General features: G+C 75.7%; 18 protein-coding genes. 10 read left to right on the forward strand and 8 right to left on the reverse strand.

What is annotated here, in order from left to right; all coding sequences use genetic code 11:
- Window positions 1-2 precede the first annotated feature (2 nt).
- The 8 genes from ACWIYF_RS23065 to ACWIYF_RS23100 all read left to right on the forward strand — a co-directional run bounded on the left by ACWIYF_RS23065 (window position 3) and on the right by ACWIYF_RS23100 (window position 4,790).
- On the forward strand, window positions 3-1,241 hold the full coding sequence (locus tag ACWIYF_RS23065) for a magnesium transporter MgtE N-terminal domain-containing protein (RefSeq protein WP_448625150.1): 1,239 nt from the start codon (window positions 3-5) through the stop codon (window positions 1,239-1,241).
- On the forward strand, window positions 1,234-1,734 hold the full coding sequence (locus ACWIYF_RS23070; RefSeq protein ID WP_448625151.1) for a DUF1003 domain-containing protein: 501 nt from the start codon (window positions 1,234-1,236) through the stop codon (window positions 1,732-1,734). Before ACWIYF_RS23065 ends, ACWIYF_RS23070 begins: the two co-directional genes overlap by 8 nt.
- Window positions 1,731-2,225, forward strand: a complete 495-nt coding sequence (locus tag ACWIYF_RS23075; RefSeq protein ID WP_448625152.1) for a GNAT family N-acetyltransferase — start codon at window positions 1,731-1,733, stop codon at window positions 2,223-2,225. The genes ACWIYF_RS23070 and ACWIYF_RS23075 overlap by 4 nt, the downstream gene beginning before the upstream one ends.
- Before the next feature lie 67 nt (window positions 2,226-2,292).
- Window positions 2,293-2,778, forward strand: a complete 486-nt coding sequence (locus ACWIYF_RS23080; RefSeq protein WP_448625153.1) for a methylated-DNA--[protein]-cysteine S-methyltransferase — start codon at window positions 2,293-2,295, stop codon at window positions 2,776-2,778.
- 1 nt (window position 2,779) lies between these two features.
- Window positions 2,780-3,259: an RNA polymerase sigma factor gene (locus tag ACWIYF_RS23085; RefSeq protein ID WP_448625154.1), complete on the forward strand. Its 480-nt coding sequence runs from the start codon at window positions 2,780-2,782 to the stop codon at window positions 3,257-3,259.
- Window positions 3,256-3,813 (forward strand): methylated-DNA--[protein]-cysteine S-methyltransferase, encoded by a 558-nt coding sequence (locus ACWIYF_RS23090; RefSeq protein WP_448625155.1) that lies wholly within the window; start codon window positions 3,256-3,258, stop codon window positions 3,811-3,813. The genes ACWIYF_RS23085 and ACWIYF_RS23090 overlap by 4 nt, the downstream gene beginning before the upstream one ends.
- On the forward strand, window positions 3,810-4,511 hold the full coding sequence (locus tag ACWIYF_RS23095; protein ID WP_448625156.1) for a 2OG-Fe(II) oxygenase: 702 nt from the start codon (window positions 3,810-3,812) through the stop codon (window positions 4,509-4,511). The genes ACWIYF_RS23090 and ACWIYF_RS23095 overlap by 4 nt, the downstream gene beginning before the upstream one ends.
- A 21-nt stretch (window positions 4,512-4,532) precedes the next feature.
- The gene (locus tag ACWIYF_RS23100) at window positions 4,533-4,790 is read left to right on the forward strand and encodes an Ada metal-binding domain-containing protein (RefSeq protein ID WP_448625157.1); all 258 of its coding nucleotides are present in this window, start codon (window positions 4,533-4,535) and stop codon (window positions 4,788-4,790) included.
- A 75-nt stretch (window positions 4,791-4,865) separates the two neighbouring features.
- Here the strand turns inward: ACWIYF_RS23100 and ACWIYF_RS23105 are convergent, their stop codons facing one another.
- Entirely contained in the window at window positions 4,866-5,279 is a 414-nt protein-coding gene (locus ACWIYF_RS23105; protein WP_448625158.1) for a hypothetical protein, read from the reverse strand.
- Between ACWIYF_RS23105 and ACWIYF_RS23110 the strand changes: the two genes are divergently transcribed.
- The gene (locus ACWIYF_RS23110) at window positions 5,245-6,159 is read left to right on the forward strand and encodes a phosphotransferase (RefSeq protein WP_448625159.1); all 915 of its coding nucleotides are present in this window, start codon (window positions 5,245-5,247) and stop codon (window positions 6,157-6,159) included. The two genes, ACWIYF_RS23105 and ACWIYF_RS23110, sit on opposite strands and share 35 nt — an antisense overlap.
- Before the next feature lie 4 nt (window positions 6,160-6,163).
- On the opposite strand, the gene ACWIYF_RS23115 is transcribed toward ACWIYF_RS23110, so the two are convergent.
- From ACWIYF_RS23115 to ACWIYF_RS23125, 3 genes are all read right to left on the reverse strand, one after another.
- The gene (locus ACWIYF_RS23115; RefSeq protein ID WP_448625160.1) at window positions 6,164-6,484 is read right to left on the reverse strand and encodes an AzlD domain-containing protein; all 321 of its coding nucleotides are present in this window, start codon (window positions 6,482-6,484) and stop codon (window positions 6,164-6,166) included.
- The gene (locus ACWIYF_RS23120; RefSeq protein WP_448625161.1) at window positions 6,481-7,182 is read right to left on the reverse strand and encodes an AzlC family ABC transporter permease; all 702 of its coding nucleotides are present in this window, start codon (window positions 7,180-7,182) and stop codon (window positions 6,481-6,483) included. Before ACWIYF_RS23120 ends, ACWIYF_RS23115 begins: the two co-directional genes overlap by 4 nt.
- Window positions 7,183-7,248: 66 nt before the next feature.
- The gene (locus tag ACWIYF_RS23125) at window positions 7,249-7,632 is read right to left on the reverse strand and encodes a hypothetical protein (RefSeq protein WP_448625162.1); all 384 of its coding nucleotides are present in this window, start codon (window positions 7,630-7,632) and stop codon (window positions 7,249-7,251) included.
- Window positions 7,633-7,876: 244 nt separating this feature from the next.
- Here ACWIYF_RS23125 and ACWIYF_RS23130 point away from each other — a divergent pair, with 244 nt between their 5' ends.
- Window positions 7,877-9,028 (forward strand): Mrp/NBP35 family ATP-binding protein, encoded by a 1,152-nt coding sequence (locus tag ACWIYF_RS23130; RefSeq protein ID WP_448625163.1) that lies wholly within the window; start codon window positions 7,877-7,879, stop codon window positions 9,026-9,028.
- Between the two features lie 57 nt (window positions 9,029-9,085).
- Here the strand turns inward: ACWIYF_RS23130 and ACWIYF_RS23135 are convergent, their stop codons facing one another.
- The 4 genes from ACWIYF_RS23135 to sigE all read right to left on the reverse strand — a co-directional run bounded on the left by ACWIYF_RS23135 (window position 9,086) and on the right by sigE (window position 12,257).
- Window positions 9,086-9,433 (reverse strand): twin-arginine translocase TatA/TatE family subunit, encoded by a 348-nt coding sequence (locus ACWIYF_RS23135; RefSeq protein WP_448625164.1) that lies wholly within the window; start codon window positions 9,431-9,433, stop codon window positions 9,086-9,088.
- 87 nt (window positions 9,434-9,520) lie between these two features.
- The gene (locus ACWIYF_RS23140) at window positions 9,521-10,981 is read right to left on the reverse strand and encodes a S1C family serine protease (RefSeq protein WP_448625165.1); all 1,461 of its coding nucleotides are present in this window, start codon (window positions 10,979-10,981) and stop codon (window positions 9,521-9,523) included.
- Between the two features lie 98 nt (window positions 10,982-11,079).
- Complete coding sequence (locus ACWIYF_RS23145; RefSeq protein ID WP_448625166.1) at window positions 11,080-11,664, reverse strand: anti-sigma factor family protein; 585 nt, start codon at window positions 11,662-11,664, stop codon at window positions 11,080-11,082.
- On the reverse strand, window positions 11,661-12,257 hold the full coding sequence (gene sigE, locus ACWIYF_RS23150; protein WP_448625167.1) for an RNA polymerase sigma factor SigE: 597 nt from the start codon (window positions 12,255-12,257) through the stop codon (window positions 11,661-11,663). Before sigE ends, ACWIYF_RS23145 begins: the two co-directional genes overlap by 4 nt.
- Window positions 12,258-12,266 lie beyond the last annotated feature (9 nt).

Genomic DNA, 12,266 nt, shown 5'->3' on the forward strand with positions numbered 1-12,266 from the left:
CCGTGACGACGGCGACGAGGGCGTATGTGTCCCGGCTCGCCGGGCTGACCGTCTTCGACCCGAACGGCGACCGCGTCGGCAAGGTGCGCGACGTCGTCGCCGCCCTCCGCGTGGGCACCGCGCCGCCCCGCGTGTTGGGGCTGGTCGTCGAGGTGGTCGCGCGCCGCCGCATCTTCGTGCCGATGGGCCGGGTCACCGGCATCGACCAGGGCGCGGTGCTGCTCGGGTCGGGGACGCTGAACCTGAAGCGCTTCGAGCAGCGCCGCGGCGAGACGCTCGTCCTCGGCGAGCTGCTCGACCGGGCCGTGTCCATCCGCGAGTCCGGCAAGAGGGCGACCGTCGTCGACGCCGGCATCGAGCAGACCCGCACCGGCGACTGGCTGCTGACCAGGCTGGCCGTGCAGGAGCCCGGCCGGCTGGGCCGGCGCGGCCAGCTGCACCAGCTGGCCTGGGACGAGGTCGTCGGGCTGGCGCTGGCGCAGGGCGGCCAGGGCGCCGAGACGCTGATCGCCACGTACCGCGAGCTCAACGCCGCCGACCTCGCGCACGCGCTGCAGGAGCTGCCGATCAAGCGCCGGCACGAGGTCGCCGAGGCGCTGGACGACGAGCGGCTGGCCGACGTCCTCGGGGAGCTGCCGGAGGCCGAGCAGATCACCATCCTGGGCACGCTCAGCGAGAGCCGCGCGGCCGACGTCCTCGAGGAGATGGACCCGGACGACGCCGCCGACCTGCTGGCCGAGCTCTCCAACGTCGACCGCAACCGGCTGCTCGAGCTGATGGAGCCCGACGAGGCCGAGCCGGTCCGCCAGCTGCTCAAGTACTCCGAGGACACCGCCGGCGGGATCATGACCAGCGAGCCGGTGATCCTCACCCCGGACGCGACGATCGCCGAGGCGCTGGCGCGGGTCCGCGACCCCGAGCTCACGCCGGCCCTGGCCAGCCAGGTCTACGTCGCCCGGCCGCCGTCGGCCACGCCGACCGGGCGCTACGTCGGCCTGGCGCACATCCAGCGGCTGCTGCGCGAGCCGCCGTCCAGCCTGGTCAGCGGCGCGCTCGACGACCTCGACCCGCTGCGGCCCGAGGCGCCGCTGGCCGAGGTCACCCGCTACTTCGCCACCTACAACCTGGTGGCCGCGCCGGTGGTCGACCACCAGGGGCGGCTGGTCGGCGCGGTCAGCGTGGACGACGTCCTCGACCACCTGCTGCCCGACGACTGGCGGGAGCGGGCCCGCCGTGGCTGAGGGCCGGCGGCTCGACGTCCCGCGGGGTCACGCGCGCACGTTCGGCAACTTCCTGCGGCTCAACCCCGACGCGGTGGGGCGCTTCGCCGAGGGGATCGCCCGCTTCCTCGGCACCGGCAGCTTCCTCGCCGTCCAGACGATCATCGTGGTCGCCTGGATCGGGCTGAACGTCTTCGCCGTCCGGCTGCAGTGGGACCCCTACCCGTTCATCCTGCTCAACCTGGCTTTCTCCACCCAAGCCGCCTACGCCGCGCCGCTGATCCTGCTCGCGCAGAACCGGCAGGCCGACCGGGACCGGGTGCAGGCCGAGGAGGACCGGGCCCGCGCGGCCACCACCCGCGCCGACACCGAGTACCTCGCGCGCGAGCTGGCCGCGCTGCGCGTGGCGATCGGCGAGCTGGCCACCCGCGACTTCATCCGCAGCGAGCTCGCCCGGCTGGCCTCCGACGACGGCGAGCCGCGCGAGCGCAGGCGCCGCGACGCCGTTCCGTGACCGCGGCCGGGAGGCTGTCCACCACACGGCTGGAGCTCGAGCCGCTGCGTGTCGAGCACGCCGCCGAGGCCGCCCGGGTGTTCGACGACGAGCGGCTGCACCGCTTCACCGGCGGGACTCCGGCGACCGAGGCACAGCTCCGCGAGCGCTACGCCCGGCAGGTGACCGGGCGCTCCCCCGACGGCAGCGAGGTCTGGCTCAACTGGATGCTGCGCCGCCGCGACACCGGGGAGCTGGTCGGCACCGTCCAGGCCACCGTGCGCGGCCGGACCGCCGAGCTGGCCTGGGTGGTGGCCGTCGCGCACCAGGGCCAGGGCTACGCGCGGGAGGCGGCGCTCGCGACGGCGGTGTGGCTGCGCGGTCAGGGCATCTCCCGGTTCGCCGCGCACATCCACCCCGACCACGCGGCGTCCGCCGGCGTCGCCCGCGCGCTCGGCCTCTCCCCCACCGGGACGGTCGTCGACGGCGAGACCCGCTGGACCGGCACGTGAGAACTGTCGGTTCCAGACCTCACAATCGCGGTCTCCGGAGCGTCTACCGGGCATGGAGACCACAACGATGAGCAGGACGCACACCGTGGTGCCCTCGCCGATCGGCCCGCTGACCCTGGTGGCCGAGGACGGCGCGCTGGTCCGGCTCGCCATGTCCCCGCCGTCGCGGTTCGTCGACGCCGAGATCGGCGAGCGCAGCGACGAGGGGTTCGGCGACGTCGTCGGCCAGCTCGGCGAGTACTTCGCCGGCGAGCGCACCGCCTTCGACCTGCCGCTGCGGCCGGTGGGCAGCGACTTCGAACTGGCCGTGTGGGAGCAGCTGACCCTGATCCCCTACGGCGAGACCCGCTCCTACGGGTACGTGGCCAAGGCGGTCGGCGAGCCGGGCGGCGCCCAGGCGGTCGGCGCGGCGAACGGCCGCAACCCGCTGGCGATCGTGGTGCCCTGCCACCGGGTGATCGGGGCCGACGGCAGCCTGGTCGGCTTCGGCGGCGGGCTGCCCCGCAAGCGGTTCCTGCTCGACCTCGAGCAGCGCGGCGACCGGCTGTTCTGACGTGCGCCTCGAGCCGTTCGAGGCGGTCGTGCGGCGGCACGGGCCGACGGTGCTGCGGATCTGCCGCGCCGTCGTCGGCCCGGACGCCGCCGACGACGCCTGGTCCGAGACGTTCCTCGCCGCGCTGCGGGCCTATCCCGACCTGCCGCCGGGCAGCAACGTCGAGGCGTGGCTGGTGACGATCGCCCACCGCAAGGCGATCGACCAGCTGCGCGCCGCCGCCCGCCGCGCCGTCCCCGTCGCCGACCTGCCCGACGCGCCGAGTGCCCTCGGCCGGCCCGGCGACTCCGACGGGGACCTGTGGGCGGCGCTGGCCGCGCTGCCCGACAAGCAGCGGCAGACCGTCGCCTACCACCACCTCGCGGGCCTGTCCTACGCCGAGGTCGCCGCCCTCGTCGGCGGCACCCCCGAGGCGGCCCGCCGCGCCGCCGCCGACGGCGTCGCCACCCTGCGCCGCTCCTACCGAGGAGAGCTCCGATGACCCTGGACCACCTGACCGCGCGACTGGCGCACGCGGCCGACGAGGCCGGCCTGCTCGACGTCGCCTTCACCACCCTCGACTCCCCCGTCGGCCCGCTGCTGCTGGCCGCGACCGGCCAGGGGCTGGTGCGCGTGGCCTACGCCGCCGAGGACCACGACGCCGTGCTGCAGTCCCTCGCCGACCGGATCAGCCCGCGGGTGCTGCGCGCCCCGGACCGCCTCGCCCCCGTCGTCCGCCAGCTCGACGAGTACTTCGCGGGCCGGCGCACCGCCTTCGACGTGCCGCTGGACCTGCGGCTGTCGGCCGGGTTCCGCCGCGCGGTCCTGACCCGGCTGCGGGAGGTCGGCTACGGGACGACGGCGAGCTACGCCGCGCTGGCCGCCGCAGCGGGCAGTCCGCGGGCGGTCCGCGCCGTCGGGACGGCGTGCGCGACCAACCCGCTGCCGGTCGTCGTCCCCTGCCACCGGGTGGTGCGCAGCGACGGCGCGCTCGGCAACTACGTGGGCGGGGTCGCGGCCAAGCGCGCGCTGCTCACCCTGGAGGCGGCGGCATGAGGGACCGCGTGGACGCCCTCGACTGGACCGCCCTGACCGCGGAGGTCGACGCGGCCGGCAGTGGGCAGACCGCGCCGGTGCTGACGCCGGAGGAGTGCCGGGAGATCTCGGCGCTCTACGACGACGTGGGCCGGTTCCGGTCGACGATCGACATGACCCGCTACCGGTTCGGCAGCGGCCAGTACCGCTACTTCGACCACCCGCTGCCCGACGTCGTGGCCGCGCTGCGCCAGGCCTTCTACCCGCACCTGCTGCCGATCGCTCGGGAGTGGGCGTCACGGCTGGGCCGGCCGGCGCCGTGGCCGGACACCCTCGACGAGTGGCTGGCGAGGTGCCACGACGCCGGGCAGGCCAAGCCGACGCCGATCCTGCTGCGCTACGGCGCCGGCGACTGGAACGCTCTGCACCGCGACCTCTACGGCGACCTGGTCTTCCCGCTGCAGGTGGTCGTCGGGCTCGACGAGCCGGGCGTCGACCACACCGGCGGCGAGTTCCTCACCGTCGAGCAGCGCCCGCGCGCCCAGTCCCGCGGGTACGCCGCGACCCTGCGGCAGGGCTGCGGGATCGTGTTCACCACGCGGGAGCGGCCGGTGCGCTCGGCCCGCGGCTGGTCGACGGCGCCGATGCGACACGGGGTGAGCACCGTGCGCTCCGGCGTCCGCCACACCCTCGGCCTCGTCTTCCACGACGCGGCCTGAGGCGTGCCGCAGGATCGCCCCGTGTACACCCTCGTGGGTGCCGACAGCCGCCCCTACTCCAGCGAGACGCCCGGCGAGTTCGGCGGCAACTCGAGGCTACGGATCTACGGGCGATTGGACTGCTGGAGTGCACGCGCTGCCCTGCCCAAGGGATACGCCAAGATCCGCGTCTTCTTCGCCGACGAGGCCACCGCGATCGCCGCCGGCTACCGGCCGTGCGGCAACTGCATGCGCAACGAGTACCGCGAGTGGAAGGGCCGTCAGCCAGGGACTCGGTAGTCCTCCGCCGAGATGCGCGATGTGGTTGTCATCAGCGCCTGATGGCCACCACATCGCGCATCTCGGTGGGGATGGTCAGGCCAGCACGCCGTAGAGGACGGCGGGCCACAGCCGGGTGCTGCGGTGCCGCGGCAGCAGCAGGATCAGCGCGAGCACGGTCAGGACGTCGACCACGCCCTGCACGAGGTGCGGCCCCGACCACGCACCGATCACCCAGTACCAGGGCCGCGGCGCTCCCTCACCGCCGAGGACGATGCCTGCCGCAGCGGCGATCAGCGCACCCGGCAGCGGACCCGGCCGCCGGGTCGCCCACTGCGCGGCGACGGCGGTGACCGACACCGCCTTCGCCGACAGCAGCAGCCAGGCCCACAGCAGCCAGGTCCAGCCGAAGCCGAGGACCAGCGCCGCGCCCGCGGCGGCGGACCGCGGCGCCGACGCGCCGTACCGTCGCCGGGTGCCCGCATGGCAGCCGGAGCGCGCCGTCGACACGGCCCGTGCCGAGGCCCTCATCGGCGCCGCCTTCCCGCCGCTGCGCGGGCTCCCGGTCACCCCGCTCGGCGAGGGCTGGGACAACACCGTGTTCGCCGTCGGCGGTACCTGGGTCTTCCGCTTCCCCCGCCGTGCGATGGCCCTGCCGGGTTTCGCCCGCGAGCTCGCCGTCCTGCCCGCGGTGGCGCCGCGGCTGCCGCTGCCGGTTCCCACGCCGGCCTGGGTCGGTGCCGACGACGACCCGGACGAGCCGTGGCCGTTCGCCGGCGCCCGGCTGCTCCCGGGCACCGAGCTCGCCGATGCCGCGCTGCGCGACGCCGACCGGGTGGCGGCCGCCGTCGGGCTGGGCCGCTTCCTCCGGGTGCTGCACGACCCCGCCAGCCGCGCCGGGATCGACGCCGTGCTCCCCGTGGACCCCATGCACCGGGCCGAGCCCGCCGCGCGGGCCGAGCAGACCGACGCTGCGCTCGAGGAGCTGGTCACGCTGGGCATCTGGCCCGGCGACCCCGCGGTGCCCGAGCTGCTCACCGAGGCCCGCCGGCTCGGCCGCCCGAGCGGCGATCCGGTCCTGGTCCACGGCGACCTGCACGTGCGCCACCTGCTGGTCGACGGCGCCGGCCGGCCCACCGGGGTCATCGACTGGGGCGACGTCTGCCTCGCCGATCCCGCCCTCGACCTCGCCCTGGCCTTCGCCGCCTTCTCCGGCGCCGCCCGCGCGGCGTTCCTCGACGCCTACGGCGGGCTCGACGCCGAGCGGGAGCTGCGGGCCCGCGCGCTCGCCGTCCGGCTCTCCGCCCTGCTGGCGGGGTACGCGGCCGGCGACGGCCGCCCCGGGCTGCTGGCCGAGGCCCTCGCCGGCCTGCGCCGCGCGGTCGGGTGACCGGTCACCCGCCCCACAGCACGTGCACCAGCGCGCCGGTGGCCCCGGCCAGCACGAGGACGACGATGAACGGCGCCCGCAGCGCCAGCGCCACCGCGGCGACGGCGAGACCGGCCAGCCGGCCGTCGACCACCAGGTCGTGCCCCGAGGCGACCGCCTGCACGACGACCAGCGCGGCGAGCAGCGCGGCCGGCACGAAGTCGACGACGCGGGTGACCCACGGCTGCTGCACCCACGCCGCGGGCACGGACAGGCCGGCCAGCTTGAGCAGGTAGCAGCCCAGCGACCCGGCGAGGACGACGGTCCACAGCACGCCGCCGCTCATGCCTGCTCCTCGACCGTTCTCCGGGGCCGCCCGGCCAGCGCCACCGCCACCACCGCCGCGATCACCTGCACGCCCGGCGGGACGAACGGGGTGAGCACGAGGGCGACGACCGCGCCGCCGAGAGCGACCCGGCGTTGCACGGCGACCTCGGGGAACGGCGCGCGCAGCCGCGGCCACAGCAGGGCCAGGAAGGCGGCCGGGACGACGGCGTCGAGGGCCGCCTTGGCCGCTCCGCCGAGCGCGGCGGCACCGAGCGCGCCCACCAGCGTCGTCGCGTTCCACATCAGGAAGATCGAGCCGCCGCCGACCAGGAAGGCCAGCCGGGCCAGCCCGCGGTCGGGCGCGGCGACGGCCAGCGCCGTCGTCTCGTCGATGACCCAGTGCGCCGTCCCGAACCGCCGGATCCCCCGCGGGGCGAGCAGCGGCAGGAGGCGGACGCCGTAGACGGTGTTGCGGGTGCCCAGCAGCAGGGCGCTGCCGACGGCCGCCAGCGCGCTGCCGCCGGCGCCGATCACGCCGACGAGCGCGAACTGCGAGGCGCCGGTGAACATCAGCAGCGACATCGCCGAGGCCTGCCAGGCGGACAGGCCGGCGGAGACGGCGGCCGCGCCGAACGCGGCGCCGTAGAGCCCGACCGCCAGCCCCAGGCCGAGGGCGTCGCGCAGCGTCTCGGAACGGGAAGCGGCGGACGACGACACTCCGGCGACCTTAGCCAGGGCCGGTTGCGCCGCAGCCGGCCCCGCCGTCGTCCCGGGGTGCGTCGGTCAGCGCCCGGCCCGCGCGAGCGCCTCGTGCAGCTGCGCGTGCAGCGCCTTGGCGGCGGGAAGGAGCCCGTCGACCGCCCCGGCCTCCGCATCCGGCGTCCCGGCCCGGTCCAGCAGCCGCACGGCCGCCGCGAGCTCGCGCACCACCACGACCCCCGGGGCGGACGTCAGCGGCATCCCCGGCTCGGTGCCGAGTGCGCCCGCCGCCTCCCGGGCGACCGCCGCCAGGGACAGCAGCGTCCGGCCGGTCGCCGTCCGGCTGTCGAACGACTCGGCGGCGTCGTCGGCCGCGACGGTGAGCGCGTCGTGCATCAGCTCGCGGAGGAGCTCGGCGCCGGAGGGGGTGCGGGTCGTGCTGTCGGTGCGAACCAGGGTCGTCGTCATGCCGAGAAGACTGGTTCTGAGGGGTGTCCCCCGGCATCGGGCGACCGGGCAGTCCTCCGGTCGGCCCGGGGCTCAGCCCGCGTAAGGGGGTTCTGAGGGCCTCAGGCCGGCGGTGCGCAGCAGATCACCTCGCCGACCGGCGGCCCGGCGCGCCGGCGGCCGTACAGTGGCGGGTGATCAGGTCCGCGCCGGTCGCCGCAGGCGCACCGGGCACAGGGCCCCGTCGAAGGAGACACACGCACTGATGTCGGACACGCTGACCGGCTCGCCGGCGCTCGACGCCGTCACCGCGGCTCTGGGCACCGTCCAGGACCCGGAGATCAACCGCCCGCTGACCGAGCTCGGCATGGTCAAGGACGTGCAGATCGGCGCCGACGGCACCGTCCGCGTCGAGGTGTACCTGACCGTCGCCGGCTGCCCGATGCGCGAGACGATCACCAACCGGGTGACCGAAGCGGTCTCCGCCGTCCCCGGGGTGACCTCCGTGCAGGTCGGCCTCGACGTGATGAGCGACGAGCAGCGCGCGGAGCTGCGTCGCACGGTCCGGGGCACGGACGCCGCCGACCCGGTGATCCCGTTCGCCCAGCCGGGCTCGCTCACCCGCGTCTACGCGGTCGCCTCGGGCAAGGGCGGTGTCGGCAAGTCCAGCGTCACCGTCAACCTCGCCGCGGCCCTGGCCAGGCGCGGGCTGTCGGTGGGCGTGGTGGACGCCGACATCTACGGCCACTCGGTGCCGCGCATGCTCGGCGTCGACGACCGGCCCACCCAGGTCGACAACATGATCATGCCGCCGCAGGCCCTCGGCGTGAAGGTCATCTCGATCGGCATGTTCACCCCCGGCAACACCCCGGTGGTGTGGCGCGGGCCGATGCTGCACCGCGCACTGCAGCAGTTCCTCGCCGATGTCTGGTGGGGCGACCTCGACGTCCTCCTGCTCGACCTGCCGCCCGGCACCGGTGACGTCGCGATCTCCATCGCGCAGCTGCTGCCCAACGCCGAGATCCTCGTGGTGACGACGCCGCAGCAGGCCGCCGCCGAGGTGGCCGAGCGGGCCGGCGCCATCGCCACGCAGACCCACCAGCAGGTGGTCGGCGTCATCGAGAACATGTCCTGGCTGGACCTGCCCGACGGCAGCCGTATGGAGATATTCGGCTCCGGCGGCGGCGAGGCGGTCTCCGACGCGCTGACCCGCACGCTCGGTGCGCGGGTGCCGCTGCTCGGCCAGATCCCGCTCGACACGCGGCTGCGCGAGTCCGGCGATGCCGGCGCCCCGATCGTGCTCGCCGAGCCCGACTCCCCCGCGGCGCGGGCGCTGACCGCGATCGCCGACGGCCTGGCCACCCGCCAGCGCGGCCTCTCCGGGATGAGCCTGGGGCTGACCCCGGTCCGTCACTAGAAGGACCCCGTCCTCCTCACCCCTCGCAAGCTCGGGGCGAGCCTCTGGACGGAGCCGTCAGGTGGCGTCGATGTCGAAGGGCGGGGGCGTGCCGGCGTCGCGCGGCTTCGCCGTGGCCGCGGCCACCGGGGCGCCGCTGGGCGCCGGCGGGGCGTCGTCGGCCAGCAGCTGGTCGCGGATGAACGTCCGCGGGTGGTACTTGCGCAGGTCGAGGTTGCGCAGCTGGGCCAGCTCCTCGGGCATCGACTCGTCCACCTGGGCGCGGAGACCCGTGACGGCCTCACGGATCTTCTTGATCCCCTGCGCCGCGTCCTTCGCCAGGCCGGGCAGCCGCTCGGGGCCGAAGATGAACAGCGCGGCGAGCGCGAGGACGACGATCTCGCCCCAGCCGATCGAGTCGAACACCCGCCCGCTCCCGTTCCGTCGTCCGTCCGCCGCTCATCCAGGGTAAGGGGCCACCCGGCGCGCGGCCGTCCCCCAATTCGGGCCGGTTCAGGCCTGGTCGAGCGTCGCCTCGAGCGTCTGCGACGAGCCGTTCCGGACCACCTCGACGGTGACCCGGTCACCCGGCTTGTGCGCGTCGACGGCGACGGTGAGCTCCTCGGAGCTGCCGACCGCCTGGTCGTCCACAGCGATCACGACGTCCTGCTCGCGGATGCCGGCCTCGGCCCCGGCGCTGCCGGGCTCGACGTTGAGCACCAGCGCGCCGTCCCGGGTGCCGTCGGTGACCGACCGGGTGTTGACCCCGAGCGTGGCGTGCACGGCCGTGCCGGTGGAGATCAGTTGCTCGGAGATGTCGCGGACGGTGTCGATCGGGATCGCGAAGCCCAGGCCGATCGAGCCGCCGGTGGTGCCGTTGCCGCCCAGCGAGGCGATCGCGGTGTTGATCCCGATGACCGCGCCCGAGCCGTCGACGAGCGCGCCGCCGGAGTTGCCCGGGTTGATCGGGGCGTCGGTCTGGATCGCACTGATGACGGCGTTGGTGTCGCTGCCCTCACCGGACAGACGCACCGGGCGATCGAGCGCGCTCACGATGCCGCTGGTCACCGTGCCGGCCAGGCCCAGCGGCGAGCCGATCGCGACCACCGGGTCCCCGACGACGACCGAATCGGAGTCCCCCAGTGACGCGGTGACCAGGCCCGGCTTCTCGACCTTGAGGACGGCGATGTCGCTGGCGGGGTCGCGGCCGACGATGCGCGCGTCCGACCCGCTGCCGTCGGAGAACACGGCCCGGATCTCGGCGTCGTCGTTGCCGTCGGCGCCGGAGACCACGTGGTTGTTGGTGACGATGTAGCCGTTCCCGCCGTCGACGACGACGCCCGACCCGGTGGCGCCGGCGTTGCCGAGCCGCACCTCGATGGAGACGACCGACGGCATGATCCGCTCGGCGATGTCGGCGACCGAGCCCGGCTCACGGGAGACCCCGGGGTCGACCTCCGACAACTGCGTGCCGGGGGCGAGCAGCGGCGTCTCGGCGGCCTCGCGGGTGAGGTACCAGCCCACCCCGCCGCCGATCGCGCCGACCAGCAGGACGGCGAGGAGGACCAGCGCGGAGAGCCGGATCGACAGGTCCCGCAGCCGGACCTTCCTGCGGCCCTGCGCGTCGACGACGAGCGGGCCCTCCTGCTCCTCCTCGTCGTAGACGGCTGGTGCGCCGAGGCCGGCCGGCGAGTGCGGGTCGCGCCAGGGATCGGAGGCCGCGTCGGGCTTCCACCAGGGTCCGGTCGCGGTGCGCCGGCGGCCGGGGCGGCCACCGGGCGGCTCCTGCAGGCCGCGGCCGGGTCCGGACGGCGCGAACGCCCGCAGCACCGCCTCGGGAGGCGGCGGCGGGGCCGGGGGCGCGGGCGGCACGGGGCGGTCACCGGCGAAGCTGCCGGCCACGCTGGCCGGGCGGCCGAACGCCGCCTGCTGCGCGGGGCTCGGGTCGGGGACGGCGCTGCGGCGGGGGGTCACCCGGTCGCCGGGCGCGTCGAAGGAGCCGGTGGCGCCCTCGGGACGCCCGAAGACGGCGTCGTGCTCCTCGTCCTCCGGCCGGCGGTCCCCGGTGCTGCTCAGGGGGTCCCGCCCGGGGCGGACGCGGGCAGGTTCGCCTTGCCGAAGGTGAAGGCGCGGACGACGGGCGGCACGACCTCAGTCTGCTCCTCGGGGGCCGACGGCCGGGCGACCGGCCCGGACGGCGTGCCGCGGTCGGCGCCCGTCGCCGGCAGGCTCAGGGCGAGCGCGGCGACGCCGAGCCCGAGTCCGGCGAGCGTGCCGGTGACCCCGCGGCGCAGCCAGCGGGCGGTCGAGTCCGAGCGGTGCGGACGGTGCGGCCGCAGCGAGTGCGCCCACGAGCCCGCATCGCCCGAGACGGTGAGCGAGTCCGGTCCCGCGGCCAGCGTCCCCGAGCCTCCGCTCCCGGGTACGTCGGTGGTGAAGGGGATCGCGCACAGCCGGGAGAGCAGGTCCCCCGGGACGGCGACCTCCTGCGAGCGGTGCAGCGCCTCCTTGGCCTCGCGCTGCGCCTGCACCGCCATCCGGCACTGCGCGCAGCCGGAGAGGTGCGCGGCGGCCCGCCGGGCGGGACCGGGGGGCAGCTCGCCGTCGACGAGGGCGGCGATCGCCTCCTGTGCGAGGTGGCTCTCGGGGATGGTCATGCGGCGCCTCCCTCCACTGCAGCGCTGTCGACGGCCGGGTCGGCGGCGGGACGGCGGGGTGCCAGGTGGGCCAGCGCCTCGCGCAGCTGCACCCGCCCGCGGTGGATGCGGCTGCGCACCGTCCCGAGCTTGATGCCCAGCGTCGCCGCGATCTCCTCGTAGGTCAGCCCCTCGATGTCGCAGAGCACCACGGCGACGCGGAACTCCGGCGAGAGCGCGTCCAGCGCCGCCTGGATCTGCGGATCGAGGTGGGTGTCGGCGTACACCTGCTCCGGGCTGGGCGTGCTGCCCGGCAGCCGCTCGGTGTCCTCAGGCAGCGCGTCGAACCGGATCCGCTGCCGGCGCCGCACCATGTCCAGGAACAGGTTCGTGGTGATCCGGTGCAGCCAGCCCTCGAACGTGCCCGGCGTGAACTCCGCCAGCGACCGGAACACCCGGACGAAGGTCTCCTGGGTGAGGTCCTCGGCGTCCTGCGCGTTGCCCGACAGCCGGTAGGCCAGCCGGTAGACCCGGGCGGAGTGCTCGCGCACGACCTGCTCCCAGGTCGGGGCCACCCAGACCTCGGCGGCCTCGGGGACGACGGGCTCGGACACGTCCCCAGG

The sequence above is a fragment of the Geodermatophilus sp. URMC 64 genome (assembly GCF_053502555.1).

Bases quoted from the DNA above. Each gene is read 5' to 3' on its own strand.
- ACWIYF_RS23080 (WP_448625153.1), top strand. From the start codon at position 2,293: ATGAGCAGGACGCACACCGTGGTGCCCTCGCCGATCGGCCCGCTGACC.
- ACWIYF_RS23090 (WP_448625155.1), top strand. From the start codon at position 3,256: ATGACCCTGGACCACCTGACCGCGCGACTGGCGCACGCGGCCGACGAG.
- ACWIYF_RS23095 (WP_448625156.1), top strand. From the start codon at position 3,810: ATGAGGGACCGCGTGGACGCCCTCGACTGGACCGCCCTGACCGCGGAG.
- ACWIYF_RS23115 (WP_448625160.1), bottom strand. From the start codon at position 6,484: ATGAGCGGCGGCGTGCTGTGGACCGTCGTCCTCGCCGGGTCGCTGGGC.
- ACWIYF_RS23125 (WP_448625162.1), bottom strand. From the start codon at position 7,632: ATGACGACGACCCTGGTTCGCACCGACAGCACGACCCGCACCCCCTCC.
- ACWIYF_RS23130 (WP_448625163.1), top strand. From the start codon at position 7,877: ATGTCGGACACGCTGACCGGCTCGCCGGCGCTCGACGCCGTCACCGCG.
- ACWIYF_RS23145 (WP_448625166.1), bottom strand. From the start codon at position 11,664: ATGACCATCCCCGAGAGCCACCTCGCACAGGAGGCGATCGCCGCCCTC.